The organism is Streptomyces sp. NPDC001668 (assembly GCF_042893155.1).
Classification (GTDB): domain Bacteria; phylum Actinomycetota; class Actinomycetes; order Streptomycetales; family Streptomycetaceae; genus Streptomyces.
This window is the reverse complement of sequence record NZ_JBIAUQ010000011.1, coordinates 249196-274443: the sequence shown is the minus strand read 5'-3', so window position 1 is coordinate 274443 and position 25248 is coordinate 249196. Positions and strand designations below refer to the sequence as shown.

At 70.1% G+C, this 25248-nt stretch carries 24 protein-coding genes and 4 pseudogenes; 17 read left to right on the top strand and 11 right to left on the bottom strand.

Annotated elements, in window-relative coordinates; all coding sequences use genetic code 11:
- Positions 1–67: 67 nt before the first annotated feature.
- Entirely contained in the window at positions 68–340 is a 273-nt protein-coding gene (locus ACFYZ8_RS30290; protein WP_388538119.1) for a DUF1801 domain-containing protein, read from the top strand.
- Positions 341–355: 15 nt separating this feature from the next.
- Here ACFYZ8_RS30290 and ACFYZ8_RS30285 read toward each other — a convergent pair whose 3' ends face one another.
- Positions 356–499 (bottom strand): hypothetical protein, encoded by a 144-nt coding sequence (locus tag ACFYZ8_RS30285; RefSeq protein ID WP_388538121.1) that lies wholly within the window; start codon positions 497–499, stop codon positions 356–358.
- A 77-nt stretch (positions 500–576) separates the two neighbouring features.
- Between ACFYZ8_RS30285 and ACFYZ8_RS30280 the strand changes: the two genes are divergently transcribed.
- From ACFYZ8_RS30280 to ACFYZ8_RS30250, 7 genes and pseudogenes are all read left to right on the top strand, one after another.
- Positions 577–930, top strand: coding sequence for a hypothetical protein (locus ACFYZ8_RS30280; protein WP_388538123.1), 354 nt, complete (start codon positions 577–579; stop codon positions 928–930).
- The gene (locus ACFYZ8_RS30275; RefSeq protein ID WP_388538124.1) at positions 906–1271 is read left to right on the top strand and encodes a hypothetical protein; all 366 of its coding nucleotides are present in this window, start codon (positions 906–908) and stop codon (positions 1269–1271) included. Before ACFYZ8_RS30280 ends, ACFYZ8_RS30275 begins: the two co-directional genes overlap by 25 nt.
- A gap of 82 nt (positions 1272–1353) precedes the next feature.
- Positions 1354–2115: a hypothetical protein gene (locus tag ACFYZ8_RS30270; RefSeq protein WP_388538126.1), complete on the top strand. Its 762-nt coding sequence runs from the start codon at positions 1354–1356 to the stop codon at positions 2113–2115.
- Positions 2112–2333, top strand: a complete 222-nt coding sequence (locus ACFYZ8_RS30265) for a hypothetical protein (protein ID WP_388538128.1) — start codon at positions 2112–2114, stop codon at positions 2331–2333. Before ACFYZ8_RS30270 ends, ACFYZ8_RS30265 begins: the two co-directional genes overlap by 4 nt.
- A gap of 121 nt (positions 2334–2454) precedes the next feature.
- Positions 2455–3003, top strand: coding sequence for a hypothetical protein (locus ACFYZ8_RS30260; protein WP_388538129.1), 549 nt, complete (start codon positions 2455–2457; stop codon positions 3001–3003).
- A 449-nt stretch (positions 3004–3452) separates the two neighbouring features.
- Positions 3453–4013 (top strand): annotated as a pseudogene (locus tag ACFYZ8_RS30255) (YihY/virulence factor BrkB family protein); the annotation flags it as partial.
- Between the two features lie 4 nt (positions 4014–4017).
- A pseudogene (locus tag ACFYZ8_RS30250) lies at positions 4018–4217 on the top strand (DUF4235 domain-containing protein); the annotation flags it as partial.
- 101 nt (positions 4218–4318) lie between these two features.
- Here ACFYZ8_RS30250 and ACFYZ8_RS30245 read toward each other — a convergent pair.
- On the bottom strand, positions 4319–4525 hold the full coding sequence (locus ACFYZ8_RS30245; protein WP_388538401.1) for a hypothetical protein: 207 nt from the start codon (positions 4523–4525) through the stop codon (positions 4319–4321).
- Positions 4526–4814: 289 nt separating this feature from the next.
- Here ACFYZ8_RS30245 and ACFYZ8_RS30240 point away from each other — a divergent pair, with 289 nt between their 5' ends.
- Both ACFYZ8_RS30240 and ACFYZ8_RS30235 read left to right on the top strand, forming a co-directional pair.
- The gene (locus ACFYZ8_RS30240; protein WP_388538130.1) at positions 4815–5375 is read left to right on the top strand and encodes a hypothetical protein; all 561 of its coding nucleotides are present in this window, start codon (positions 4815–4817) and stop codon (positions 5373–5375) included.
- Between the two features lie 64 nt (positions 5376–5439).
- Positions 5440–5979 carry a hypothetical protein gene (locus ACFYZ8_RS30235; protein ID WP_388538132.1) on the top strand — a complete coding sequence of 180 codons (540 nt, stop codon included), beginning with the start codon at positions 5440–5442 and terminating at the stop codon, positions 5977–5979.
- Positions 5980–6081: 102 nt separating this feature from the next.
- On the opposite strand, the gene ACFYZ8_RS30230 is transcribed toward ACFYZ8_RS30235, so the two are convergent.
- Positions 6082–6996: an NUDIX domain-containing protein gene (locus ACFYZ8_RS30230; protein WP_388538134.1), complete on the bottom strand. Its 915-nt coding sequence runs from the start codon at positions 6994–6996 to the stop codon at positions 6082–6084.
- A gap of 338 nt (positions 6997–7334) precedes the next feature.
- Here ACFYZ8_RS30230 and ACFYZ8_RS30225 point away from each other — a divergent pair, with 338 nt between their 5' ends.
- Positions 7335–7643 (top strand): DddA-like double-stranded DNA deaminase toxin, encoded by a 309-nt coding sequence (locus ACFYZ8_RS30225; RefSeq protein ID WP_388538135.1) that lies wholly within the window; start codon positions 7335–7337, stop codon positions 7641–7643.
- Positions 7644–8080: 437 nt separating this feature from the next.
- Here the strand turns inward: ACFYZ8_RS30225 and ACFYZ8_RS30220 are convergent.
- A pseudogene (locus ACFYZ8_RS30220) lies at positions 8081–8387 on the bottom strand (transposase); the annotation flags it as partial.
- A gap of 130 nt (positions 8388–8517) precedes the next feature.
- On the opposite strand from ACFYZ8_RS30220, the pseudogene ACFYZ8_RS30215 reads away from it, so the two are divergent.
- A pseudogene (locus ACFYZ8_RS30215) lies at positions 8518–8644 on the top strand (arginase family protein); the annotation flags it as partial.
- A gap of 24 nt (positions 8645–8668) precedes the next feature.
- Entirely contained in the window at positions 8669–9268 is a 600-nt protein-coding gene (locus ACFYZ8_RS30210; RefSeq protein WP_388538403.1) for a tyrosine-type recombinase/integrase, read from the top strand.
- A 161-nt stretch (positions 9269–9429) separates the two neighbouring features.
- On the opposite strand, the gene ACFYZ8_RS30205 is transcribed toward ACFYZ8_RS30210, so the two are convergent.
- Positions 9430–10590, bottom strand: a complete 1161-nt coding sequence (locus tag ACFYZ8_RS30205; RefSeq protein ID WP_388538137.1) for a magnesium and cobalt transport protein CorA — start codon at positions 10588–10590, stop codon at positions 9430–9432.
- Between the two features lie 153 nt (positions 10591–10743).
- Here ACFYZ8_RS30205 and ACFYZ8_RS30200 point away from each other — a divergent pair, with 153 nt between their 5' ends.
- Positions 10744–11859 carry a winged helix DNA-binding domain-containing protein gene (locus ACFYZ8_RS30200; protein WP_388538138.1) on the top strand — a complete coding sequence of 372 codons (1116 nt, stop codon included), beginning with the start codon at positions 10744–10746 and terminating at the stop codon, positions 11857–11859.
- Between the two features lie 10 nt (positions 11860–11869).
- On the opposite strand, the gene ACFYZ8_RS30195 is transcribed toward ACFYZ8_RS30200, so the two are convergent.
- From ACFYZ8_RS30195 to ACFYZ8_RS30180, 4 genes are all read right to left on the bottom strand, one after another.
- Positions 11870–12517 (bottom strand): LysE family translocator, encoded by a 648-nt coding sequence (locus tag ACFYZ8_RS30195; RefSeq protein ID WP_388538140.1) that lies wholly within the window; start codon positions 12515–12517, stop codon positions 11870–11872.
- Between the two features lie 126 nt (positions 12518–12643).
- Complete coding sequence (locus ACFYZ8_RS30190; protein WP_359031433.1) at positions 12644–13435, bottom strand: serine protease; 792 nt, start codon at positions 13433–13435, stop codon at positions 12644–12646.
- 215 nt (positions 13436–13650) lie between these two features.
- A complete protein-coding gene (locus tag ACFYZ8_RS30185; RefSeq protein ID WP_359031435.1) occupies positions 13651–16467 on the bottom strand; it encodes an AAA family ATPase in 2817 nt (938 codons plus the stop codon).
- Positions 16468–16632: 165 nt separating this feature from the next.
- On the bottom strand, positions 16633–17481 hold the full coding sequence (locus tag ACFYZ8_RS30180) for a LuxR C-terminal-related transcriptional regulator (RefSeq protein ID WP_388538142.1): 849 nt from the start codon (positions 17479–17481) through the stop codon (positions 16633–16635).
- A 116-nt stretch (positions 17482–17597) separates the two neighbouring features.
- Between ACFYZ8_RS30180 and ACFYZ8_RS30175 the strand changes: the two genes are divergently transcribed.
- The gene (locus ACFYZ8_RS30175; RefSeq protein ID WP_388538144.1) at positions 17598–19265 is read left to right on the top strand and encodes an AMP-binding protein; all 1668 of its coding nucleotides are present in this window, start codon (positions 17598–17600) and stop codon (positions 19263–19265) included.
- A gap of 59 nt (positions 19266–19324) precedes the next feature.
- The gene (locus ACFYZ8_RS30170) at positions 19325–20944 is read left to right on the top strand and encodes an AMP-binding protein (RefSeq protein ID WP_388538145.1); all 1620 of its coding nucleotides are present in this window, start codon (positions 19325–19327) and stop codon (positions 20942–20944) included.
- Positions 20945–21910: 966 nt separating this feature from the next.
- Here ACFYZ8_RS30170 and ACFYZ8_RS30165 read toward each other — a convergent pair.
- Complete coding sequence (locus ACFYZ8_RS30165) at positions 21911–22585, bottom strand: hypothetical protein (RefSeq protein WP_388538146.1); 675 nt, start codon at positions 22583–22585, stop codon at positions 21911–21913.
- A 165-nt stretch (positions 22586–22750) separates the two neighbouring features.
- Here ACFYZ8_RS30165 and gcl point away from each other — a divergent pair, with 165 nt between their 5' ends.
- On the top strand, positions 22751–24535 hold the full coding sequence (gcl, locus tag ACFYZ8_RS30160) for a glyoxylate carboligase (RefSeq protein ID WP_388538148.1): 1785 nt from the start codon (positions 22751–22753) through the stop codon (positions 24533–24535).
- 228 nt (positions 24536–24763) lie between these two features.
- On the opposite strand, the gene ACFYZ8_RS30155 is transcribed toward gcl, so the two are convergent.
- On the bottom strand, positions 24764–25003 hold the full coding sequence (locus ACFYZ8_RS30155; protein WP_359031441.1) for a hypothetical protein: 240 nt from the start codon (positions 25001–25003) through the stop codon (positions 24764–24766).
- Between the last annotated feature and the right edge of the window lie 245 nt (positions 25004–25248).

Below are 25248 nucleotides of genomic sequence, written 5' to 3'. Positions count from 1 at the left end.
TGGCCACGGCTGTGACCTTGCCCGCAACGACACTGTGACGCCGGTCTCCCCTGTACAAACAGGGCGTATGGACGCGGACGTGCAGACCTGCATCGACGGGATCGCCCCCGAGCACCGTCCGCTCTTCGACCGGGTGCACCGGCCGATCCTGGGGGCGTACCCCGAGGCGGACGTCGTGCCGGTCTACGGGACCTCCTCTCCCCGCACCCGGACCCCCTCGGCGGCAGCCTTGAGCTCGTCGATGACCGCGCCCGCCATGTCGTCGGAGGGGCCGGCTGAGCGGAGACGTCCTGGCGGAGCAGCGGGCCGCCGACTCGATCCGGAGGGCGAGGGGACTTGACGCACGGGCCGCCCCTCACGACTCCGGTTCCAGGTCGTGCCGGTCCATCACGTCGTTGGCAGCTGCGTCCGCGGCACCGGCGCCGACGGCTTCCTCTCCTGCACCCTCGACCACGACCCGCTCGGCCGCGCCAACCGGTACACCGACTCCCTCGGCCACACCACCGTCCACCGCTACGACGAACACCGGCGCCTGACCGGATGGACCGACACCGAGGGCAACACCGTCCACCGCACGTGGGACGGCCCCGAACGCCTTGCCTCCACCACCGACGCCCTGGCCGTGCCACCGGCTACGCGTACGACGACGCCGGCAACACCACCACCGTCCTCCGCCCCGACGGACACGCCATGCGCGCCCTCTACGACGACCTCGGCGTGCCCGTCGGGATCACCGAGGAGGACGGCGCCGACGGCGCCACCCGGCGGTACACCTACGACGAGCGGGGCAACCGGCTCTCGGCCACCGACCCGGCCGGCGCCGTCACCCGCTACACCTACGACGCCGCCCTCGGTCACGCCACCACCGTCGAGCGGGACGCCTTCGGCCGCGTGCCGGCTGGTGGATGCGCGACCCCAACGCGCCGGTAATCCAGCACAATTGCGACACCGAGGACCCCAGCAGTACCGGCGTCCACCCACGAGGCCATGGCCGGGGGCATCACACCCCTGGCATCCCCCGGGACCAGCCGAACTGGTTCGACTCCAACGGCAACCCGGTCCCCAGCGACCAGCTGACCTACGAGCACCTGCACCCGGTCGTCCAGCACTGGAACCAGACCGGATACAACACCGACCGCGGCACCCGCAACGACTACTACGACGACACGAATAACCTGGTGCCCAAGACCGGCAGCCAGAACTCTGCGAGCGGCGGACGGATGACGGTGACGTACCGGCAGGACACCGGACCCGACTACTCCTGCTCCTGACCCTCTCCGGCAGCAGACACAGTGAGAAGCAACTGAGAAGCAACTGAGAAGCAACAGCGAGCGACAGGAAGAGAGCCGGACGATGGACCTGGCGTCGGAGGTGGCCGCCCAGCCCGGAGCCGCCCCCGTCGAGGGCCTGCCCGACGCCTGGCACTGGTCACGCATGATCTTCAACTTCGACGCCGTCCTCACCCCGGACCACGAGCACCTGCTGGAGATGCGGGTCATGGGCCGCCACGACGCGGCCCTGGCACAGGCCGTGCTGGCCTTCGCACGCGACCACAGCACGGACATCACCGACAGCGGCCGGCCGCTCGTGGCCCTGGGCGGATTCACCTGCCCCGGCTGGGAGTTCGACACCGTCGCCGCCGTCAGCCCCGGCGTCCACGACAACCACGCCCAGGACGACGCCGACCTCCACAAGGCCACCTGGACCCTCTTCCCCGGCTACCGCTGCGAGTTCTCCGGGACGGAGACCGAGGAAGAGGCCGCCCACCTGTTCCGCCTCGCCCTCCAGCCGACCAAGCTCGACCGCGAGCGCGTCCCCTTCCTGCGGATGCGCTACGACAACACCCGCACCCAGAGCCACAGCACCGGCCCCTACCGGGGCATCGCCCCCCTGCCCGTCCTGCTGAACGAACTGTCCCTGCTGGAGGGCGCCCCCGGCAGCTGGGTCGAGTGGGAGAACCGCCTCGGAGAGATCCTGAAGGCCGAGGCCGAGGCCGAGGCCGATCCGGAAACCGGCCTCGTCCTGCACACCGCCGCAGGCGACCGCGGTATCACCGGCGAAGAACTGCTCGGTCTCGCCGAGCGGTCCGTCGTGCACGCCGGCGAGAGCGCGTGACCAGGATCCGGGCGAGGGCGTGGAACGGCGACACCTGGGACGACCCCGACGAGGACACGCTGTACGACCTCCTCAGCGAGCTCAACCTCCGCCACCGCTTCCTGATCGTCGAGCGGGCCGACTCATCTGATCCCGGCCGGCACTACATCCAGGTGTGCTTGGAGGACGACCACAGCTGCCTCGTCGAACACCGCGACGGCGGCCCCCACGCGCACTGACAGGCCCGCATCCCCGTCCCCTACGCCATGAGGGGACGTGACCTCGCCGCGGATGTCGTCAACAGCTGGACCCACGACGACGACCACCAGTGGCGAGCCGCCTTCACGATGATGCGGCCTCATGACCGACGATCCCGATCGACCCGAGGACACCATGCACTGGGCTGTCGAAGAACTGGGCCGCGTCATGCGGCCGCCCGCCGGTGGCGGCGACGCCGTCGACTGGGACGCGTTGCGCGCCGAGTCGGGCTGGGAACTGCCGGGCGACTACCGCGACTTCGTGGCGGTGTACGGGCTGGGCGCCATCGGTGACTCGATCGGCGTCCTCACACCTGCCTTCGACGGCTACCCCTACGAAGACCACCTGCTCCACGGAGTCGAGTGGCCGCCGGTGGACGGGATGTTGACCTGGGCGTCGAACGAAGCCGGTGACGACTTCCTGTGGACGTGTGTGGGGGAGCCCGATGAGTGGCGAGTGGTCTTCCGGCCCAGGAACCGCCGTGGGGAGCACCAGTACGACATGGGAATGGCGGAGTTCCTGCTCCGCCTGGTGCGGCGGGAGATCCGTCCTCCGCTCGGTGCTGAGCTGGAGTTTCCGGCCACGTTCGTGTCATGGCGGGAAGAAGGAGCGCGTCTGCGCGACGAGGATGGCGACCTTGAGGGATTTTGACCGGGTGACAGCGGAGATTCGGGCCCTGTTGGGCCGCCCGGCTTCAACTGGACGGACCCGGCGCCGTGGAGCATCCCGCGGGTCACCTCCTGCACAACCTCGGAGAATCCATCAGGGGAGACCTCGAACTCTTCCGTGAGGAAGACATGGGCTCGGGGTTCGCCCCTGCCGGACTCGGCAGGTACTCCACCCACCGCCGCATCGCCTTGGCGGGTCGTGGTGGTGGAGCTCGACGCCCCGGCCTGGACTCTGCACGAGATGACGTTCGGCGAGTGGCTGCTCGCCTACTTCAGGGGCGAGGACTGAACATCTCTCCCGGCCGCAGCCCAGCCGCAAATAGGCGCAAAGCGCACAAAAAATCTCTATCTACCGTGGGCGCGGCGGGCGCACCGCGGGCGGCCAGGAGGTCGAAGCCGGGCGGGGGGGCGGATGCCGGACCGGATGAGCAGGTGGAGCCGCCGGCACCGGACACTCCGACGGACCTGCCCAAGGGCTCCTGGGGCGGTGCTGAAAGGCACGCTGAAGGAGTTCAAGAAGGATGAGCTGACCGACCGGGCGGCGGCGCTGACCTGCTACGGGATCCTGGCGCTGTTCCCGGCCCTGCTGGCGCTGATCTCGCTGCTGGGGATCGTAGGCCAGTCGGTGATGAAGCAGGTGTTGGACAACATCCAGAAGCTCGCCTCAGGTGCGGCGCGCGATGTCTTGAGCAACGCGGTGAAGCAGATGCAGGGTCAGGCCGGAATCGGGTCGATCATGGCGATCGCCGGTCTGGCGCTCGCGGTGTGGTCGGCTTCCGCTGGATCACACCGGGCAGTTTCCTGGCCCTGGTGATCTGGATGATCGCCTCGGCCCGGTTCGCGCTGTACATGGCGAACTTCGCCTCCTGCAACAAGACCTACGGCACGTTCGCCGGTGTGATCGTCTTCCTGGTGTGGCTGTGGATCGCGAACCTGGCGATTCTGCTGGGCCTGGAGTTCGACGCCGAGAACCAAGATCGCCTACAAGCCGGTCGGCATGGCCAGGGGCGCCGTCAGCGGTGTGCTGGCCGGTGCGGTGTTCAAGCAGGTCTGGAAGAAGCTCGGACATGACGAGAACGCCCCTGACGCCACCGAGAGCACCGCACCTGGCGCGAGATCCTGTCAGCCGCCGTCCTCCAGGGCGCGATCTTCGCCGGCGTCAAAGCCGCCGTCGGCCGCGGCGGCGCCCCCGCAACCCCAGCCCGGCCGGGCGTCAACAGGTGGTTGGCTTTCCGGAAGGGAGGGCACACCTGTGACCGCACACCCCCTCTTGTTTACGGCACCGCCGTCGCTCACGGTCATGCCGCGTCGGTGATCCGCCGCCTGATCTCGCTGCCGCTCGGCGCCGCCTTGGTGCCGGTGTGCCGAACGAGGGACAGGTGGCGCCCTCGGTGTGCATGACGTGCGGGGTGCGCAGGCTCCTTGAGCAGCCACTCCTCATAGCGTCCCAGCGCGAGCATCACGCACATCAACCCCGGGGGCAGCAAGAGAGCGGCGAAGACCACGACGACTCCTTTTGTGGACGGGCTTCTTCCCTCCGGGTAGCCCGCACCGGGCGAAGCAGAGGCTCAAGCGGTGAGGGAGGTGTGACCATCTCGCGTGGAGGGTGTGGCAGGCGGCTGACCGGCCGGTTGTTCGGCGTGACACGCGGTGATTGGTTGGCCACTCGCAGCCGCGGCTCCGCCTGTGCCTGATCGCAGCGATTCGTCCACCGATCTCCGTTTCAATGGCGGAGAAGCGGCAACTCACCATAAAGAGGTGCATTTGGGGCGCGCACGTTAGGGGGCCTGCCCGATGTCAACAGGGACACTTCTAGCGATCATCATTCCCATCGTGGTGGTGATCGCCGTGGCGGCCGTGGTGGCCTGGCTGCTCATACGTCGCAAGAAGCTGCGTGAGCGCTTCGGCCCGGAGTATGGACGAACGATGGAGGATGCCGGCAGCCGCATGGCCGGTGAACGCGAGCTCAAGGCCCGCGAGAAGCGGCATGACGCGCTGGACATCAAACCGCTGGACAGCAGGGTCAGGGATCGGTACACCCAGGACTGGACCAGCGTGCAGGAGGAGTTCGTGGACCGTCCAGAGGACGCGGTGCACGACGCGGACCGCCTGGTGACCTCCTTGATGCACGAGCGCGGCTACCCGACCCAGGACTTCGACCAACAGCTCAAGGATCTGTCGGTCGAGCACGGCCGCACACTCGAGCACTACCGGGCCGCCCACGATGTCGATGAGCTCAGCACCCGGCACGAGGCGACCACCGAACAATTGCGGGGTGCCATGGTGCACTACCGGGCCCTGTTCGACGAACTGCTCTCCGACGGCGGCGAAACCCGCCGTGCCGCTCCGGCCTGAACGGCTCGGCGACCAGACCGTCGCCCCGATCCGGGGAACGCAGGCGTCCGGGAACGGAGGAGATATGCAACGCAACGACATACCGGACACTGCCGCCGCGAGCGGCCTGTCCACCGACGACCTCGCCCAACCGCGCGACAGGTCCACGCAGGAGGGGGCGGCGAGCACGTCGACCGATGTACCGACCTTCCCCGGCGAGAGCACGGCTACGCCGGGCAGGCCTGCCGAAGGAGAGGCCGCGGGAGCCGACGGTGGCGCTCGGGACGAGGCGGTGGGAGCCGACTCCGGCGATCAGCACCGGGCCACGGACCGGGGCGCCCGCTCCGAGGACGAGGCGCCCCAGCTCCTTACCCCCGAGGATGAGGAAGGGTTCCGCACACGGTGGCAGGAGGTGCAGAACGAGTTCGTGGACGACCCGCGTGCCGCCGTGCACACCGCCGACGCCCTCGTCGCGGACGTGATGCAAAAGCTGGCCGCCACCTTCGCCGACCACAAACAAGAACTGGAAGGACAGTGGAACCGGGGCGAACAGGCGAACACCGAGGACCTGCGTCTGGCACTGCGCCACTACCGTTCGTTCTTCAACCGCCTGCTGGTCACCTGACACGACGCGGCGGCGCGGCACACAGGCCGAGGAGGCCTGGGCCGTGACCGCCTGATCGCCGGGCCCGTCCGGCAGAACCCGCCGATCAGCTGGGGGCAGGGATCAGGCCCAGCCGAGTTCCGTGTAGGGGCGTCCGTGCCGGATTCCCTCGATGGCGGCCCGGGTGTAGGCGACGGTGGGCTCGGGGAGGGTGTCGGCGGGCCACCAGCTCCAGCTGACGCACTTGTCCGGCTCCAGGACCCGGGGTTCGCCCTGCCACGTTCGGGCCCGGAAGACCAGCTGGAGACGCGGCTGCGCGCCGGGAGCGTCGAGGAGGTGGACGACGTGCACGAGTTCGACGTCCTCAGCCTCGATCACCAGCCCGGCCTCCTCCCAAGCCTCCCGGATCAGGCAGGCGATGGCGGATTCCTGTTCGCAGTGGCCGGCCAGGAAGTGGTGCTTCAGGGGCGAGAAGGCGGAGTCGGGATGCCGCAACCCGAGCAGGATCTTGCCGTCCTGTTCCAGGTACAGGTGGACGCCGACAACGTTCGGGACCGTCTTCGTGCCGGTATCGCGTAGGCGCAGCACCGGCAACGCGTCGGGGGCATCACCGTTTGGGCGTGGGCCCTCCTGGTGGAGGCGGATGACGGCCGTGGTGCCGGGGTCCATGGTCAGATACGGGATCTGCTCGGCATCGGTGAAGCGCAGCATGATCCCCTCGGTCAGTGGCAGCAGGGCGGGGTCGCCGTCCCACGTCCCGGTGTACACCTGGACCCGGCCGGTGGGCCGGTCGTCGGCGTCGGTGTTCTCGACGACGGCGAACGGGACGAGGTCGGGGATGCGCAGGCCGGCCTCTTCCATCAGTTCGCGGGCGATCGTGTCGTCGAGGCTTTCGCCGGGTTCGGGATGGCCTCCGGGCAGCGACCACTGTCCGGCGCTGCAGATGTTTTTGTTGGCGTCCCGCAGATGCAGCAGGTAGTGGCCGTCCGCGCTGACGAGCAGCGCCGCCGTGGTCGTGGTGAGAGCTGGTGCGGTCACGGAATCCTCCATCTGCACGGCGGGCCGGGGGTGGGGTCAGCGGTCGGTGGACAGGGCCAGGAGTTCGGCGAACAGACCGCCGCCGTCGGTGAGTTCGTCGTACGTCCCATGTTCGGCGATCCGGCCGTCTTCCATCACGATGATCCGGTCGGCGATCTTGATGTTGACCAGCTGATGGGTCGCAACCGGATGGGTTGGCGGGGTGTAGTGGTGGGGTCGGGTGTTCCTTTACTCCTGCTGACGTGCCTCTGCGGTCCGCCGGTCCGTCGCCCTGCGGTCGGCCTTCGAGGACGCCACGGCAAGCACATAATGATTTTCTGACCGAGCGGGGAGCCTCCATGCCGGGACGAACAGGTAAAAGCCCGCATCTGACGGTCTCGCACGTAGAGACCAAATACGCTTGGCAAATAAGGAACGAGCTCAAGGAGCAACATTCCGTAGTGGTCATCAACAATCCAAATGGCGTCTGCAGTGATATCTACAACTGTCACCGATCCGTGGAGGCCATTCTGCTGAAGGGTTGGACCATGACCGTGTGGTATCCCGGCGGGAGCGGAATGGTAAGCACTGTATTGCGTGGATCCTCAACGTTACTTGCAGCGACCGCCGGTGGTTTGCCGAGGCGGACACAGAAGTATCCACCGTAGTTGCCGAAATCCTCGGTACTTTGCAGGGATGGAACAAGGGGGGCGAACACTGGCACCCGGGCGGCATCGCATGGTTCTCATGGTCGGATCGCCGACACATGGGCGATTCGGATATGCCAAACAATTTCCTCGTGGTATCTCTGAACAGGCAAAGCGGATATGGTGGGCTCATTTGGTTCGTGAATGCGGGATATCCGGGACCGGAGACGGATGAAGTCCTTGGCAACATCTGGGTCGCGGACAACCCGAACCCGCCCGATTTCGATTCGACCTGAGTGTGTGCAGTGGACCTTGGGTGAAGTAAGCGGAAGGCGCGCAGACCGCGGATTTGATACCGATCTGCCGCCATACTGACGCCTTTAAGGTGGATAAATTCTCCGGCTGCACGTGGGTAGGGGCCGCTCGGTAATGAGTGGCCCCTACCATTTTTCCGGTCCAACCGAGTCGATCGCGCCGTGCGACCAGTCCAATCCGCCTTGGGGGCCGATTTCATCCAGGACCAGGCGGTGGAGTTTGGCCCACATCCTGGCCTTGGTCCACTCGGCGAACCGCCGGAAGGCGGTCACACCCGACAGTCCAAATCCCGGCGGCTGCTGGTCCAGGTGCAGCCCGAGGGGTCGCCACGAAGATGATCGCCGCCAGTGCTTCGCGGTCACCTCGCCGACGGTGCCCTCTGCCCTGCGGGCGTTCCGGCGCCGGCGGAACCACTCGCTGGTACAACTCCCACAGGTCTTCCGGCGTCAACCGTTCGAGCGTACGGTCCGTGCAGCGGTGGCGCCGGGCCTGGGAGGAGGGTGGAGAGCGGACCCTGGCGTCGAAGGCGCCGTTGTCCAGGCCCAAGTTCAGTAAGGCGCTCTTCGCGGTGCTGGAGCAGGAACTGGCCGGCGCCCTGCGCGAGCAGCGGATCGTGCAGAGGCTGCGCGCCCTGGAGGGTGGGGTGGTGGTGCCGCCGCGCTACGACCGCGGGGACTGGCAGGAGGGCGACGGCGTGGGTCCGGCTCCACATCCGGCCTCATCTCGGCGCGGTGTCCCTGCGCGACATCACCCCGACGGTACTGCGGGGCTACATCGCCACGCTGGTGAGGGAGCTTTCCCCGCGGTACTCGCGTCAGATCCTCTCCACGCTCTCGAACATCTTCGAGACCGCCATCGACGACAAGCGTCTGGTGCGCAACCCGCTGCGGGCCAAGTCGGTGCGGTGGCCCAAGGCGCCTGACGACCAGCGGGAAGCCTGGCCGCTGGAGACCGCGCTGCGGGTCCGGGACTCGATCAACCCGCGTTACCGGATCGCCGCCGTGGTCGCTCTGGGCTGCGGATTGCGTCAGGGCGAAGTGTTCGGGCTGTCACCGGAGGACGTCGACTTCCGCAGAGGACTGCTGCGCGTCCGTCGGCAGGTTCAACTCCTGCACGGGCGCTTGTATTTCACGCTCCCGAAGGGCGGCAAGACGCGCGTCGTAGACGTGGCTTCCTCGGTTGCCTCAGCGCTGGCCGAGTACTTCCTGGAGTACCCCGCTGTCGAGGTCGAGTTGCCGTGGGGCGGTCCGGAGCCCGATCGCGAGAGGGAGAAGTTCCCGGTCTCGCAAGGATGGCTTCCGTGCCGATCAGTGCTCCCAGCCTGCGCGTGAGCGGCGAGGCGTCCGCAGGGCAACGCCCGCGATCGCAGGACACCGCCCGCATCGGAGCGAGGCTCATTCTCCCCAGATTCTCCCCAGCGGTCTGGAACCCGTCGTCGGATCCTGCGATCCGGGCCGCGCCCGCTCACGGGAGCGTCTCCCAGGGCGATTACTCAGAGCCAGTCTTTCCGCTTGAAGATGACGTACAAACTGGTACATACGGCCGCCATTAGGAGGATCGCAAAGGGGTATCCGAGTACCCAGTGCAACTCCGGCATCCGATCGAAGTTCATCCCGTAGATCGTCCCCACCAGCGTCGGCGCGAATAGGATCGCCGCCCAAGAAGAGATCTTCTTGATCTCCTCGTTCTGTTCGAACCCCGCCTCCGCCAACGCCCGCATCTCCGCGTTCTGTTGCTGGGTGACGAGGGTCGCGTTGACCGTGAGGATGTCGCTGAGGGCCTGGCGGAAGCTGTCGACCCGCTCGCTGGTGTGGGTGACGTGGTCGGCCACGTCCCGCAGGTAGCGCTGGAGTTCCTCGTCCGTGCCGTACTTCGCGAAGCCCGCCATCAGGGCGTGCAGCATGCCGACCAGGGGGCGGGTGGCGCGCTGGAACTCGACCATCTCGCGGGAGAGTTCGTAGATGCGGCGGGAGACCTCCGGGTCGCCGCGGAAGACCTCCGTCTCGATCTCGTCGATGTCGTTCTGGACGCCCGCGACGACGGGCAGGTATCCGTCGACCACCGCGTCCAGGATGGCGTAGAGGACGGCCTCGGGGCCCAGCTTCAGCAGCTCAGGAGACTTCTCCATGCGGTGCCGGACCGCAGAGAGGTCGGGGGCCGCGCCGTGCCGGACCGTGATCACGAAGTCCGGGCCCACGAACACGTGCAGCTCGCCGAAGTCGACCTCCTCGGGGGCGTCCAGGTAGCGGGCCGCCCGCAGGACCACGAAGAGCGTGTCGCCGTAGCGCTCCAGCTTCGGGCGCTGATGGGCCTCCATCGCGTCCTCGACGGCCAGCGGGTGCAGGTCGAACTCTTCGGCGAGGGAGAGGAGTTCGCTCTCCGGGGGGCGGGCGAGGCCGATCCACGCCATGCCGGAGGGCTGTTCGCGCAGTTCGCGGAAGGTGTCCGCGAGTGTCGCGGGGGAGGAGACGCGTACGCCGTCCCGGTACAGGGACGCCTGGACGATGCTCGGCGGCTCGGACGTTTCGGAGGCGGGCGGACCGGCCGCGGGCGCCGGGGTCGGCGGCGGTGCGGAAGGCGGGATCAGGGCTCGGCGCCAGCCGGACTTCCTGAAGGCGTTCTTCGCGGCGGGGCGGGCGCGTCGCTCGGACATCCTGGCTGCCTCTCGCTCTCGGGCCGAGCCCATGTCGGCGGGATCACGGAGCAGGGTATACGGGGCAAATGACATCGGAGGGGAGGCCTTCGCGGGGGCTTCGGCGAGAGTTGCGGACAGGACTTGTCCGCAAGCGCCTCTAGCGTGGTCCCCATGACGAAGACGACCGCTTCGGCCCCTGTGCTCGGCACCCGCGCCCTGAACCGCGCGACCCTCGACCGGCAGCTGCTCCTGCGCCGGTCCGGGCTCTCCGTGAAGGCCGCCGTCGGGCATCTGCTCGGTCTCCAGGCCCAGAACGTCAAGCCGCCGTACTGGGCGCTCGCCGCCCGCCTCGACGGGTTCACCCCCGAGGCGCTGTCGCAGCTGATGGCCGACCGCGAGGTCGCCCGGATCGTCACCATGCGCTCGACGATCCACACCCACACCGCCGAGGACTGCCTCACCCTGCGGCCGCTCGTGCAGCCCGCCCGCGACCGCGAACTCACCAACTTCCGCAAGGGACTCGAGGGCGTCGACCTCGACCGTCTCGCCGTCCTCGCCCGCGACCTCGTCGAGGCCGAGCCGCGCACCATGAAGCAGCTGCGCGAGGCCCTGCTCGCCCAGTGGCCGGACGCCGACCCGCAGGCCCTCGCCATCGCCGCCCGCTGCCGGCTTCCCCTCGTCCAGGTCACCCCGCGCGGGCTGTGGGGCAGGAGCGGCCAGGTCGCGCTCACCACCGCCGAGCACTGGCTCGGCCGCCCCACCCAGCCCACTCCCACCCCCGACGCCACCGTCCTGCGCTACCTCGCCGCCTTCGGTCCCGCCTCCGTCAAGGACATGCAGACCTGGGCCGGACTCACCCGCCTGCGCGACGCCTTCGAGCGGCTCCGCCCTCGGCTGCTGACCTTCCGCGACGAGAACGGCGTCGAGCTCTTCGACCTCCCCGACGCCCCCCGCCCCGCCGAGGACACCCCGGCCCCGCCGCGCTTCCTGCCGGAGTTCGACAACCTGCTGCTCTCCCACGCCGACCGCACCCGTGTGGTGCCGAAGGAGTACTGGGGCCGCAGCTGGCAGGGCAACCAGGCCTACTGCACGCTCCTCGTCGACGGCTTTCTCGCGGGTGTCTGGAAGCTCACCGAGGACGCGCTCGTCGTCGAGCCGTTCGGCCGGCTCACCAAGGCGCAGCAGGAGGACGTCACGGCCGAGGGGGAGCGGATGCTCGCCACGCTGCACCCGGGGACGCCGTACGACATCCGGTTCGGGACGGTCGTACAGAAACAACCGTCCTGAAGGGGACGTCTCAGTCCGCCCGCCCTGTCACCGCCACCGTCAGGCCCAGCCCGATCATCGCGAAACCGCCCGCGCCGCCGATCATCGACAGACGGCGGTCGGATCGCGCGAACCAGGTGCGGGCGGCCGACGCGCTCAGGCCCCACAGGGTGTCCGTGACCAGGCCGATGGTGATCGGGACCAGGCCGAGCAGCAGCATCTGCGCCGGTACGTGGCCCGCCGCGTGGTCCACGAACTGGGGGAGCACCGCGGCGAAGAAGACGATGCCCTTCGGGTTGGTGACACCGACGAGGGCGCCGTCGAGGACGGTCCGCAGATCGCCACGCGCGGGTCCCGCGGGCCGGGAGGTGATCGCCGACGCCTTCAGCTCGCGCCGGTGCCGGAACGCCTGGACCCCGAGGAAGACCAGATACGCGGCGCCCGCCAGCTTCACGGCCAGGTAGACGGCGACCGACCGCTCCACCAGCGACCCGATCCCCACCGCGACCGCCACGACGAGCAGGTAGGAGCCGAGGACGTTGCCGAGCGCCGTCGCCACCGCGGTCCGGCGGCCGTGCGCGAGAGCGCGGCCGATGACGAACAGCACGCTGGGCCCCGGGATGACGATCACCAGCAGGGACATCGCCGCGAAGGCGAGGACACGCTCCGTGGACACCATGGCGGTCATTCAAACACGGATCGCGGACATGGACAGGGGGCGTTGCGGGCCGCTCGTGGAGGCCCGCAACGCCCCCTTGTTTCTCACCCGGGCACCTGTGGGGCGCTCAGGAGAACCTCTGGGGACCTACGAGTTGACCTGCGCGGTCACGAGGCTGGAGAAGGTGGTCAGCCGGGTGTAGACACCCGGGTAACCGGCCTGCGCGCAGCCCTCTCCCCAAGAAGTGATCCCTGCCAGGACGCCCCCGATGAGCAGGGGACCGCCGCTGTCGCCCTGGCAGGTGTCTGTGCCGCCGGAGGTGTATCCGGCGCAAACCATGTCGGTCTGGACGAAGTCCGAACCGTAGGAGCTCTTGCAGCTGGAGTCGGACACGATCGGGACGGTCGCGGTCCGCAGCTGGTTGGAGGAGCTGCCGTTGGAGGAGGTGGTGCCCCAGCCGAGGATGCGGGCGGTGGTGCCGGCCGCGTACACGCTGGTCTGGGACGAGGAGACGTACGACGCCTTCGTGTACGGCATCGACGTCGACAGGGTCAGCACGGCCACGTCGTCGCCGTTGGTGGCGTCGGTGTAGTCCGGGTTGATCCAGATCTTGCTGACCTTGCTGACCGTGCCGTTGGTGCCGTTGAGGTAGGTGCGGCCGCCGACGACTCTGACGCTGCTGGTGGTCTCGCCGACCATGCAGTGGGCCGCGGTGACCACCTTGGTGGCGGAGACCAGGGTGCCGCCGCAGAACTGGTTCTGCGAGGCGTCCGTGATCTGCATCATGAACGGGTACGAGGTCGTGGTCGTCGTGGTACCGCCGACGATGGGCTGGGGAGCGGCGACGGCGGTGGGGGCGCCGAGCAACGCGGTGGCGGCGGCAGCGGAGGTCGCGAGAGCGACGGCGCCGGCCTTCTTCGCACGGGTGAGACCGAACATCGGTGAGTCTCCTCAGGGTTGCCGGTGGGGGGTCGCGCGGGTGTGGGGGTTGGTACACGGGGGTCGCGGGACCGACCCCCGTATGCCCGGGCGAGCGGCACGTTCATAAGCTAGAACGCGGAAGTTCCCCTTCCCAATGAGGGAACCCCCTAAGGGAGTTGGGCAGGGAAAACCCTCGGTCGGCCCTGTCCGGAGCGGTGGTGACGGTCCCTCGGCTACGGCCTGCGCCCCGCCGCCAGCCGGACGATGTCCACCCGGGAGCGGATCCCGAGCTTGCGGTAGACCCGCGTGAGCGTCGCCTCGACCGTCTTCACGCTGATGAACAGCCGTGCGGCTATCTCCCGGTTGGTGGCGCCCTCCATCACGAGCGCGGCCACCTGGCGCTCCATCGAGGCGAGCCCTTCGAGGGTGTCAAGGCCGTCCGGCGCGAGGGGCGGCACGGGCTCCGGCGCCGCCGGGCGGGCCAGTGCGGCCGCCTCCACCTGACGCAGCCACGGCAGCGCCCGGCAGCGCCTGAAGAGCCGGGCCGCCTCGTCGTACGACGTCGGTCCCGGCCGCCGGGTGCGCAGCTGGGCCAGGGCGAAGGCGGCGCGGGCCTCCTCAAGGCCGTGGCCCAGCTTGGCGAGACGATCCTGCACCGAGGTCAACTGGGCCAGCGCCGGCTCGAGTTCACCGCGTGCGGCCCGCACCAGGGCCTCGGCCCGGTCCAGCACGGCGAGCACGCTCTCGCGGCCCAGCCGGAGCGCGTTCACCCGCGTCACGTCGATGAGATCCTGCGCCTCGCCCGTCTCCCCGATGCGTACGAGGGCCTCGGCGAGGTCGCCCTGCCAGCGGCCGCGCGCCGGGTCCGTGATGCCGAGGCCCTGTTCCAGCTCGCGCACCCGGCGCAGCGAGCGGACCGCGCCCTGCGCGTCCCCGGCGACGAGCTGCGCGTACCCGAGGGCGGTCAGACCCCGGGACTCGTACATCTGGTCGCCGTTCTCCTCGGCGTGGCCGACCGCCTCCCGGGCCAGCTCCAGCGCCCGCTCGACATGCCCGCCCGAGGCCTCCGCGAGGGAGGCGAGCACGGCCGAGGCCACCTCGCCGATGCCGGTGTCCCGGGCCATCATCAGGCTCTCCCGGGCCAGGTCGAGCGCCCGCCCGCAGTGCCCGGAGCGCAGCTCGGTCTCGGCGACCCCGCGCAGGAAGTGCACCTCGCTCTCGACCGACCCGCGCCGCCGGACCTCCCGCAGCAGCGCGGTGACCGTGGCACGGGCCTCGGGCAGCTGGTCGCTCATGATCAGCCAGCGGAAGCGGGAGTAGCCGGCGCCGTTGTGATGGCAGGACACCCGCGGGTCCTGGGGCTCCTTCAGGGCGCGCTTGATGGTCGCGGGGGCGTCCGGGTGGCCCATCAGGGTCTCGATCTGGGCCTGGAAGGACAGGGCCATCAGCTCGTTGTACCGGTCGCCTCCCCGTGCGGCCAGGGCCGCCGCGCGCGCGGCCTCTTCCCGCGCCTCGTCGAAGTCGCCCTCGACGAGCAGCGCCCGCCAGGCCAGCTGGTAGCGGATCAGGGCGAGCAGCTGGGGGTCGTCGCCCGCGTCGGCCAGCGCCTGCGGGAAGACCGCGTCGACCTCCGTCATCGCGTGGCCCGCGGTGTCGATCACGATGATCCAGGCCCGCACCCGGTCCGCGGGCACGGTGGCCCGGGTGAGCACGTCCCGGGCGATGTCCCGGGCGAGGTCCAGCTCACCGGCGGTGATCGCGTCCTCGGCCGCCGCGAGCCGTCGTACGTCGGGAGCGGGCTCGCTGTCGGCCGGGGTGTGCCGGGCGGACAGCAGCCCGAGGGAGGCGGCCATCGAGGGCGCGCCCCGGTCCCGGGCCAGGGCCGCGGCCTCGGCCAGCCGGGCGGCCACCTCGGGGTCGGTGCCGTTGGTCGCGAGGGCCAGGTGGCGGGCCCGCTCGATCGGGTCGGAGGCAGCCGTGGACAGCGCCCGGTGCGCGTCCCGCCGTTCCTGCGCGGGCGCCTCCGCGTACAGCGCGGCCGAGATCAGCGGATGCGCGAACCGTACGGCGGGACCCTCGGCCTCCGTCGCGAGCAGGCCAAGCGCCGCCGCCTGGGCCATCTCGGCCTCGGCGTCCCCGCGGCCGGCCGCGTGCAGCAGGGCCGGGGTGGGGCGGGCGCCCGCGCTCGCCACCAGGAGGGTGCGCCGGGCCTCCTCGGACAGCATCTCCAGACGGCTGAGCACCAGGGCCCGGAGCGAGGTGGGCACCGGCAGGGGCTCGCCGGGCCGGGGCGGGGTCGGGTTCTCGGTGAGCGCGCGGCCGAGTTCCAGGGCGTAGAACGGGTTGCCGCCGCTGGTGCGGTGGATGTCGCGGACGGTGGAGCGCTGGAGGCCGCCGTAGCCGCGGTGGTCGAGCAGGGCGGCCACCTGGGCGCGGGTGAGCGGGTTGCAGCGGACGGCGAGACTGTCCGGGGGCAACGCGCGTAGATGGCGGTCGTACTCGGGGCCGTCTGTCCGGACGGCGCACAGCATCCGGACCGGGATGTCGCCGAGCCTGCGGGCGGCGAAACCGAGGAGTTCGAGACTGGCGGGATCCAGCCACTGGACGTCGTCAGCGACGATCAGGACCGGACCCTCGGCGGCGAGAGCGCGCAGCGCCGACAGCACGGCCAGCCGCAGGGCGAGGCCGTCGCGCTGGAGGGTGGACTCGCCGCGACCGGTCAGCGCCGACTCCAGCGCGGTGCGCTGGGCGGCCGGCAGTTTGTCGGAGATGTCGTCCAGGACCAGGCCGAAGAGGTCGGCGAGGGCCAGGAAGGGGAGATGGGATTCCGACTCGGTGGCCGAGCAGCGCAGCACGGTGCGGGCCGCTCCGCCGCATTCGGCGGCCAGGGACCTGAGGACGGTCGACTTTCCAATTCCGGCGGGACCGTGCAGCAGCACGCTGCCCCCGCGGGCCAGCTGCTCGCGGGCCTGGACGAACAGCTCGTCCCGGCCGATGACCAGGTCGGGGCGACATCTCGCAGGCTCCTGGAAGTCGCGTGGCACCGTCACCGCTTCCCCTCCCTGTGTCGTGTCCTGGCCAATATTAGGCAAGGTGCTTCGAAATTCTGCGGGAAGATGTGGTGAGGGAGATAACAACCGGTTCCGTATGGCGAAATTCAAAGCGCCCGCGAATGAATGATATGGCTACGAATGTTACGGGAGTGGCCGGGTTTGTTACGGGAGCAGTCCCGCCCGGCGTGCGGCGACCACCGCCTCGCCACGCGTCCCGGCCCCGAGCTTGCGCATGGCGGAGCGCAGGTAGGCCTTGACCGTCTCGGCGCCCACGCCCAGCCGCCGCGCCGCCCCCGCGTTCGTCGCCCCGGCCGCCACACAGGCCAGGACGTCCAGCTCACGCGGGGCCAGAGCGGTCGGTGCGTGGTCTGCGCCCCGCTTCACGGCCACGGGAGCCGGGGTCAGGAGCGCGCAGGCGTCGAGCAGCTCCGCCCGCAGCCCGGGATCGCCGATCCGCGAGGCCAGCGCCCGCAGCGCCGAGTGGGCCTCCCGGACCTGCTCCCACGCCGAGACGTCGCCGGGATCCGGCTCGGCCCGCGCCGCCGCCAGCACGTCCCGCGCCTCGTCACCGACGACCAGCGCCTGCTCCACGTCCCGTGCCGCGTCCACCGCCGCCGTCAGGGTGCGGTCACCCAGCGGGCGGGCGTCGCGCAGGGCGCCGTACAGCACGCCCCGCACCCGGCGCCGTACCACCACGGGCACGGCCAGCACCGCGCGCAGGCCCTCGGCGGCGACGGCGGCGTCGTACTCGTGGCTGATCTGCCTCGACACGGAGTAGTCGGCCACGGCGCACGGGCGGGCCAGTGCGACGGTCCTGCCGCCGAGCCCGTTTCCCGAGGTCACCGCAAGGGCCAGGAGGGCACGGGTGTCCGTACCGCTCAGTTCGCTGATGCGTATCTGCGGACGCCCGGACTCGACCAGGCCGCCGAAGGCGACCGGAAGGCCCGTCGTACGCCGCAGCCGCACGAGGGCACGCCGGATCTCCACCGCACCACCCGCGTCCGCTGTCACTCGTTCGTCCCTTCCCGGCGGCACGCACCCCCGTTCGGGGGTAGTGAGACCTGCATCACGGATTACACGATGGCAGAGAGCCGCCCGGCAATGGTCCGGTACGAGGAGGACGCAAGATGACGGCTACGGAGGACTTCCGCGGGGCGCGGGACTTCCTGCTCCAGCACCGCGAGGACTACGCGACGGCGTACGAGGGCTTCACCTGGCCCCGCCCGCGACACTTCAACTGGGCGCTCGACTGGTTCGACGTCATCGCGCGGGGCAACGACCGCACCGCCCTGCACATCGTGGAGGAGGACGGCAGCGAGGTCCGGCTGTCCTTCGCCGAGATGGCCGAACGCTCCGACCGGGTCGCCAACCTGCTGCGCGAGCGCGGGGTCGAGGCCGAGGACCGGATCCTCGTGATGCTGGGCAACCAGGCCGAGCTGTGGGAGACGGCCCTCGCGGCCATGAAGCTGCGGGCCGTCGTCATCCCGGCGACCCCGCTGCTCGGCCCCGCCGACCTGCGCGACCGCGTCGAGCGCGGCCGGGTGCGGCACGTCCTGGTGCGGGCCGAGGACGCCGCCAAGTTCGACGAGGTGCCCGGCGACTACTCGCGCATCGCCGTCGGCGGGGTACCGGAGGGCTGGCAGCCGTACGAGGACGCGTACGCCGCCTCCGCGGAGTTCCTGCCCGACGGCCCGACCCTGGCCGACGACCCGCTGATGCTGTACTTCACCTCCGGGACGACGGCCCGCCCCAAGCTCGTCGAGCACACGCACACCTCGTATCCGATCGGGCACCTGGCGACCATGTACTGGATCGGCCTCAAGCCCGGCGACGTGCACCTCAACATCTCCTCGCCCGGCTGGGCCAAGCACGCCTGGTCCAACCTGTTCGCGCCGTGGAACGCGGAGGCGACCGTCTTCATCCACAACTACACGCGCTTCGACGCCGCCCGGCTGATGTCCGAGATGGACCGGGCCCGGGTCACCACCTTCTGCGCCCCGCCGACCGTGTGGCGCATGCTCATCCAGGCCGACCTGACCCAGCTGCGCACCCCGCCGCGGGAGGTGGTCGCGGCCGGTGAGCCCCTCAACCCCGAGGTCATCGAGCAGGTCAGGCGGTCCTGGGGCATCACCATCAGGGACGGCTTCGGCCAGACCGAGACGGCCGTACAGGTCTCCAACAGCCCCGGACAGGTGCTGAAGACCGGCTCCATGGGCCGCCCGAGCCCCGGCTACAAGGTGGAACTCCTCGACCCGGTCTCCGGCGCGCCCGGCGCGGCCGAGGGCGAGATCGCGCTGGACCTGTCGGCCCGGCCGGTGGGCCTGATGACCGGCTACCACGGCGACCCGGACCGCACGGCCGAGGCGATGGCGGGCGGCTACTACCGGACCGGCGACGTGGCGTCGAGGGACGCGGACGGGTACCTGACCTACATCGGGCGCAGCGACGACGTCTTCAAGGCCTCCGACTACAAGATCAGCCCGTTCGAGCTGGAGAGCGCGCTCCTCGAACACGAGGCGGTGGCCGAGGCGGCCGTCGTGCCGGCGCCGGACGAGCTGCGGCTCGCGGTACCGAAGGCGTACGTCGTGCTGGCGGAGGGCTGGGAGCCCGGCCCCGACACGGCCAAGGTGCTGTTCGAGCACTCCCGGGAGACGCTGGCGCCCTACAAGCGGATCAGGCGGCTGGAGTTCGGGGAGCTGCCCAAGACGGTGTCGGGCAAGATCCGGCGGATCGAGCTGCGTGAGGCCACGGCGGCGGGTTCGGACGCGGAGTACCGCGAGGAGGACTTCCGGTGAGCCAGGTGTCTTCGGGGAGTGAGGTGTCTTCGGTGAGTGGGACGTCTTCGGTGGGTGACATGTCTTCGGTAGGTGAGACGTCTTCGGTGGGTGGACTGTCGTACGCGCATGGCACGAGCGGGACCGCACTGCTCGGCGACACGATCGGCGCCAACCTGGACCGGGCGGTGGCGACCTGGCCGGAGCGCGAGGCGCTCGTCGACGTGCCGTCGGGACGGCGCTGGACCTACGCCCAATTCGGCGCCGATGTCGACGAGTTGGCGTCCGCGCTGCTCGCGTCCGGGGTCGCCAAGGGGGACCGGGTGGGCATCTGGGCGGTCAACTGCCCCGAGTGGGTGCTCGTCCAGTACGCCACCGCCCGCATCGGCGCGGTCATGGTCAACATCAACCCGGCCTACCGCACCCACGAGGTCGAGTACGTCCTCAACCAGGCCGGGATCTCCCTCCTCTTCGCCTCGCTCAGCCACAAGACCAGTGACTACCGGGCGATGGTCGACGAAGTGCGGGGCAGGTGCCGGGAGTTGCGGGAGGTCGTCTACATCGGCGACCCGAGCTGGGAGGCGCTGCTCGGGCGGGCCGTGCCGGACGCCGTGTACCCGGAGCTGTCCTGCGACGACCCCATCAACATCCAGTACACCTCGGGCACGACGGGCTTCCCCAAGGGGGCCACGCTCTCCCACCACAACATCCTCAACAACGGCTATTTCGTAGGTGAGTTGATCGCCTACAGCGAGCAGGACCGGATCTGCATCCCGGTGCCCTTCTACCACTGCTTCGGCATGGTGATGGGGAATCTGGCTGCTACGTCCCATGGTGCCTGCATGGTGATCCCGGCACCCTCCTTCGATCCGGCGGCGACCCTGCGCGCGGTCCAGCAGGAGCGCTGCACCTCGCTGTACGGCGTCCCGACCATGTTCATCGCGGAGTTGAACCTGCCCGACTTCGCGACGTACGACCTCTCCTCGCTGCGCACCGGCATCATGGCGGGCTCGCCGTGCCCGGTGGAGGTGATGAAGCGGGTGGTCGCCGAGATGCACATGGCGGAGGTCTCCATCTGCTACGGCATGACCGAGACGTCTCCGGTGTCCTTGCAGACCCGCAGGGACGACGACCTGGAGCATCGCACCGGCACCGTCGGCCGCGTGCTGCCGCACATCGAGGTCAAGGTCGTCGACCCTGCGACCGGGGTCACCCAATCCCGGGGCACGGCGGGGGAGTTGTGCACCCGCGGCTACAGCGTGATGCTCGGCTACTGGAACGAGCCCCAGAAGACGGCGGAGGCCGTCGACCCCGGTCGCTGGATGCACACCGGTGACCTGGCGATGATGCGTGAGGACGGGTACGTCGAGATCGTCGGCCGCATCAAGGACATGATCATCCGGGGCGGCGAGAACATCTACCCGCGTGAGATCGAGGAGTTCCTCTACGGCCACCCGAAGATCGCGGACGTCCAGGTGGTCGGCGTCCCCCACGAGCGCTACGGCGAGGAGGTCCTGGCCTGCGTGATCCCGCGCGACCCGGCCAACCCGCCGACCCTCGACGAGCTGCGCGGCTTCTGCGAGGGGCGGTTGGCGCACTACAAGATCCCGAGCCGGCTGCGGATCCTGGAGTCCTTCCCGATGACGGTCTCCGGGAAGGTCCGCAAGGTGGAGCTGCGGGAGACGTACGCGGAGGGGTGAGCGGGGCGGGGGCGGCGGGGGCGCTTTCGGGCGCCGGTGCCGGTGCCGGGGCCGGGGCCGTGGGTGGGTCGGCACGCCTGTGTTTCGGATGCCGGTCGTCGGAGGGGGCCTTGCGGGCTGGGGCGGGCGGTTGTGTCCGGCCGGAGCTCAGGTTCTGTCCGCCTCGGCCTCCGGGTGCGCGCGAGGTCCGTCGGGGTCGCCTGTTTCACATCAGCGCTGCCGAACCGCCGCACCTGGCTCGGGCTCCGCCCTGCCGGGACGCTGCACCTGGCTTCGACTCCTGCCTGCCCCGCTTTGCCGCCGCCGTCGGTCAAGGCTCCGCCCCCGGCGCCCGGCCCCGGTCAGGACGGTCCGCCTCGGCGCCACGCGTGGGGTTCCGCATGGCCGAGCCGCCGCCCCTGGCTCCGCGCGCCAGGGGCCGTCGGCCTGGCTCGTGTTCCGTCGGGCTCGGTGCCCGTTTCAGGTTGTGTGCTGTTGAGTCGCCGACCTTGGTTCTGCTCACCGGGTGCGCGGTCGGTCGCGGCTCGCGTTCTGTCCTCCTCGGCGCCACGCATAGAGTTCCGTGTGGCCGAGCCGCCGGCCCCTGCTCCGCCCGCCGGGTGGGCCGTCGAGTCCGGCTCGGGTTCTGTCCGCCTCGGCGCCACGCATAGGGTTCTGTGTGGCCGAGCCGCCGGCCCCTGCTCCGCCCGCCGGGTGGGCCGTCGAGTCCGGCTCGGGTTTTGTCCGTCTCGGCGCCACGCATAGGGTTCTGTGTGGCCGAGCCGCCGGTCCTGGCTCCGGCCGCCGGGTGGGCCGTCGAGTCCGGCTCGGGTTTTGTCCTCCTCGGCGCCACGCATAGGGTTCTGTGTGGCCGAGCCGCCGGTCCGGCTCCGCCCGCCGGGTGGGCCGTCGAGTCCGGCTCGGGTTCTGTCGGTCCCGGTGTCCGCTTCGGGCCCCGTGCTGCCGGGCCGCCCGACCGCCGGAGGCCTACGTGCCGGTCAGCTCGTCCGCCAGGCTGTTCACCGGCTGGGGCGTGCCCGTCAGGTCCAGGACGAAGAGGGGGACGCCGAGGGAGTCGGCCTGGGCGCGGGCCTCGGCGGTGTAGCCGGCCAGGGAGAAGTAGACGCAGCGGGCGGACTCCGTCATGGCCGTCAGCCACAGGCACTCCACGTCCCGCGGTGAGGCCGGCCGTACTGTCGGGTCCACCTGCGCGAGCAGCCCGCGGGCCGCGAGGCCGATACCGGACGGTGGCCGCTGGTCCGCGCGCCGGATGTCCTGGTAGCCGAGCCAGCGCAGATACAGCGCGGCGACGGTGACCGCGTCGCGCGCGGTGCGGATCGTGATCGGCTGGAAGGCGCGCCGCGGGGGAGCGGGGGCATCCGCCTCCGTCCGTGTGCAGGTGTCCCCGGCCACCGGAATCCGCAGCACCGTCCCGCAGCCACAGCCCAGCTCCGGCTGCGGCCACTCGGCCCCGCGGCCGCAGACCCCGCATTCCACCGCGACCCACGCCTCGTCCCACACCTGATGGGTGACGGCGGTGGGGGTGCCGTGCGGGTCCAGCGGCGGGCAGACGGGGGCGCCGCACTCGCACGGGTACGACGGCGCCGCGAAGAGGTGCTCGCGCCGGCAGACCGGACAGCGCACCGACACGCTTTCGGACATGGCGACATCGTCCTCCAGGGCGTGCCCGGTTGTCCGCCTCTTGACGGTCTTCACCCGCACACCTACATTGCTTCCAGATAGTAGAAAAGTTATTCCGTATTACGGAAGTACTTACCGCGGGGCGCGACGGGAGTACGCATCCGACAGTGGAAGCAGGAGTACTCGATGGCTCGAATGACCGCTGCCCGCGCGGCAGTTGAGATCCTCAAGCGTGAAGGTGTCACGGACGCGTTCGGCGTGCCCGGCGCGGCGATCAACCCCCTCTACGCCGCGCTCAAGGCCTCCGGGGGCATCCACCACACCCTCGCCCGCCATGTCGAGGGCGCGTCCCACATGGCCGAGGGGTACACGAGGACCCGGCCGGGCAACATCGGTGTCTGCATCGGGACCTCAGGACCCGCCGGCACCGACATGATCACCGGCCTGTACTCCGCGACCGGCGATTCCGTCCCGATCCTGTGCATCACGGGCCAGGCCCCGACCGCCGTGATCCACAAGGAGGACTTCCAGGCCGTCGACATCGCCTCCATCGCGGGGCCGGTCACGAAGATGGCCGTCACCGTCCTGGAGGCGGCCCAGGTCCCCGGCGTCTTCCAGCAGGCCTTCCACCTCATGCGCTCCGGCCGCCCGGGTCCGGTGCTGATCGACCTGCCGATCGACGTCCAGCTCACCGAGATCGAGTTCGACCCGGAGACGTACCAGCCGCTCCCGGTGTACAAGCCGGTCGCGAGCCGCGCGCAGATCGAGAAGGCGATCGGGCTGCTGAACGCCTCCGAGCGTCCGCTGATCGTCGCCGGCGGCGGTGTCATCAACGCCGACGCCTCCGAACTCCTCGTGGAGTTCGCCGAGTTGACCGGCATCCCGGTCGTCCCGACCCTCATGGGCTGGGGCGTCCTGCCCGACGACCACGAGCTGAACGCCGGCATGGTGGGCCTGCAGACCTCGCACCGCTACGGCAACGCCACCTTCCTGGAGTCCGACTTCGTCCTCGGCATCGGCAACCGCTGGGCCAACCGCCACACCGGCAAGCTGGACGTCTACACGGCCGGCCGGAAGTTCGTCCATGTCGACGTCGAACCGACCCAGATCGGCAGGATCTTCGCCCCGGACTACGGCATCGCCTCCGACGCCGGGGCCGCCCTGGAGCTCTTCGTCGCGGTGGCAAGGGAGTTGAAGGCGGCGGGCAGGCTCCCCGACCGCTCGGTGTGGGCGGCCTCCGCGCAGGAGAAGAAGGCGTCCCTCCAGCGCCGTACGCACTTCGACGACATCCCCATCAAGCCGCAGCGCGTGTACGAGGAGATGAACAAGGCCTTCGGTCCGGAGACCCGGTACGTCTCCACGATCGGCCTCTCCCAGATCGCCGGCGCGCAGATGCTGCACGTCTTCAGGCCCCGGCACTGGATCAACTGCGGCCAGGCGGGCCCGCTCGGCTGGACGATCCCGGCGGCCCTGGGCGTCGCCAAGGCCGACCCGGAGGCGCAGGTGGTCGCGCTCTCCGGCGACTACGACTTCCAGTTCATGATCGAGGAGCTGGCCGTCGGGGCCCAGCACCGGATCCCGTACATCCACGTCCTCGTGAACAACTCCTACCTGGGCCTGATCCGCCAGGCCCAGCGCGCCTTCGACATCGACTTCCAGGTCAACCTGGAGTTCGAGAACGTCAACTCCCCGGAACTGGGCGTCTACGGCGTCGATCACGTCAAGGTCGCCGAGGGCCTGGGCTGCAAGGCGATCCGGGTGACCGACCCGGCGGAACTGGGCGCGGCCCTGGAGCAGGCGAAGAAGCTCGCCGCCGAGTTCCGGGTGCCGGTGGTCGTCGAGGCGATCCTGGAGCGGGTCACCAACATCTCGATGTCCACGACCAACGACATCGGCAACGTGGTCGAGTTCGAGGAGATCGCGACGGAGCCGGCCCACGCGCCGACGTCGATCAGGCCGCTGAAGGTCTGACACCCCGCACAGCCGAAGGGCGGTCCCACCGTGAAGGTGGGACCGCCCTTTCCCGTGCCCGGCTCCCCCGAAGCCGTCCCCCGTCGTGCGGCCCGCCGCCCCCGTGCCGGCGGGTCCCACACGTAGAGAATGTGCCCGGGGCAGGGGTCGGGTGAAGCCCCCTGACCCATGCTCAGAGGTTGATTTGAGGATGCCGTAGGCGGTCTACGTCCGGTGCCGTACGCCCGCTCACTGCTCATGGTGCTCGGACAGACCGGGCCAGTCGTCGGGGCCGCCGCCCTGCCACTCCACGATGTCGTCGTCCTCGACCTCGACGCGGTCCAGGTCGGCGAGCCGGAGCAGCTCGATCACGTCGTCCAGATGGGACGCCACGCCAAGGTTCTTGTCGTCCGCGGTGACCCTCCGCGACCCGTCCAGGGCGGGGGAGTGCACCACGACGTGCGGATGCTGTGCTGGATGTGCTGCCATGCCTTCAGAGTCCTGCGATCCGCGGAAATGCGCACCCCGGGAACGCGCACCCCGGGCGCGCGCACTCCGGGAACGCGACGGAGCGCCGGACACGGAACCGTCCGTGTCCGGCGCTCTGCCTTCCTGCCGGGTGTTGCCGGGACCGCGGCGGCCGCGACGGAACCGGGAACGCGCTCCTTCCCTCAGGTCGAAGAAGGAGGGCCCGGGACCTTCACCACCGCACTGGCTCGCCTGCCGCCGCGGTC

Coding starts and splice junctions, on each gene's coding strand:
- ACFYZ8_RS30170 (WP_388538145.1), top strand. CDS start 19,325: ATGTCTTCGGTAGGTGAGACGTCTTCGGTGGGTGGACTGTCGTACGCG.
- ACFYZ8_RS30195 (WP_388538140.1), bottom strand. CDS start 12,517: ATGGTGTCCACGGAGCGTGTCCTCGCCTTCGCGGCGATGTCCCTGCTG.
- ACFYZ8_RS30260 (WP_388538129.1), top strand. CDS start 2,455: ATGACCGACGATCCCGATCGACCCGAGGACACCATGCACTGGGCTGTC.
- ACFYZ8_RS30240 (WP_388538130.1), top strand. CDS start 4,815: ATGTCAACAGGGACACTTCTAGCGATCATCATTCCCATCGTGGTGGTG.
- gcl (WP_388538148.1), top strand. CDS start 22,751: ATGGCTCGAATGACCGCTGCCCGCGCGGCAGTTGAGATCCTCAAGCGT.
- ACFYZ8_RS30225 (WP_388538135.1), top strand. CDS start 7,335: ATGCCGGGACGAACAGGTAAAAGCCCGCATCTGACGGTCTCGCACGTA.
- ACFYZ8_RS30200 (WP_388538138.1), top strand. CDS start 10,744: ATGACGAAGACGACCGCTTCGGCCCCTGTGCTCGGCACCCGCGCCCTG.
- ACFYZ8_RS30205 (WP_388538137.1), bottom strand. CDS start 10,590: ATGTCCGAGCGACGCGCCCGCCCCGCCGCGAAGAACGCCTTCAGGAAG.
- ACFYZ8_RS30165 (WP_388538146.1), bottom strand. CDS start 22,585: ATGTCCGAAAGCGTGTCGGTGCGCTGTCCGGTCTGCCGGCGCGAGCAC.
- ACFYZ8_RS30175 (WP_388538144.1), top strand. CDS start 17,598: ATGACGGCTACGGAGGACTTCCGCGGGGCGCGGGACTTCCTGCTCCAG.
- ACFYZ8_RS30235 (WP_388538132.1), top strand. CDS start 5,440: ATGCAACGCAACGACATACCGGACACTGCCGCCGCGAGCGGCCTGTCC.
- ACFYZ8_RS30275 (WP_388538124.1), top strand. CDS start 906: ATGCGCGACCCCAACGCGCCGGTAATCCAGCACAATTGCGACACCGAG.
- ACFYZ8_RS30290 (WP_388538119.1), top strand. CDS start 68: ATGGACGCGGACGTGCAGACCTGCATCGACGGGATCGCCCCCGAGCAC.
- ACFYZ8_RS30270 (WP_388538126.1), top strand. CDS start 1,354: ATGGACCTGGCGTCGGAGGTGGCCGCCCAGCCCGGAGCCGCCCCCGTC.
- ACFYZ8_RS30155 (WP_359031441.1), bottom strand. CDS start 25,003: ATGGCAGCACATCCAGCACAGCATCCGCACGTCGTGGTGCACTCCCCC.
- ACFYZ8_RS30190 (WP_359031433.1), bottom strand. CDS start 13,435: ATGTTCGGTCTCACCCGTGCGAAGAAGGCCGGCGCCGTCGCTCTCGCG.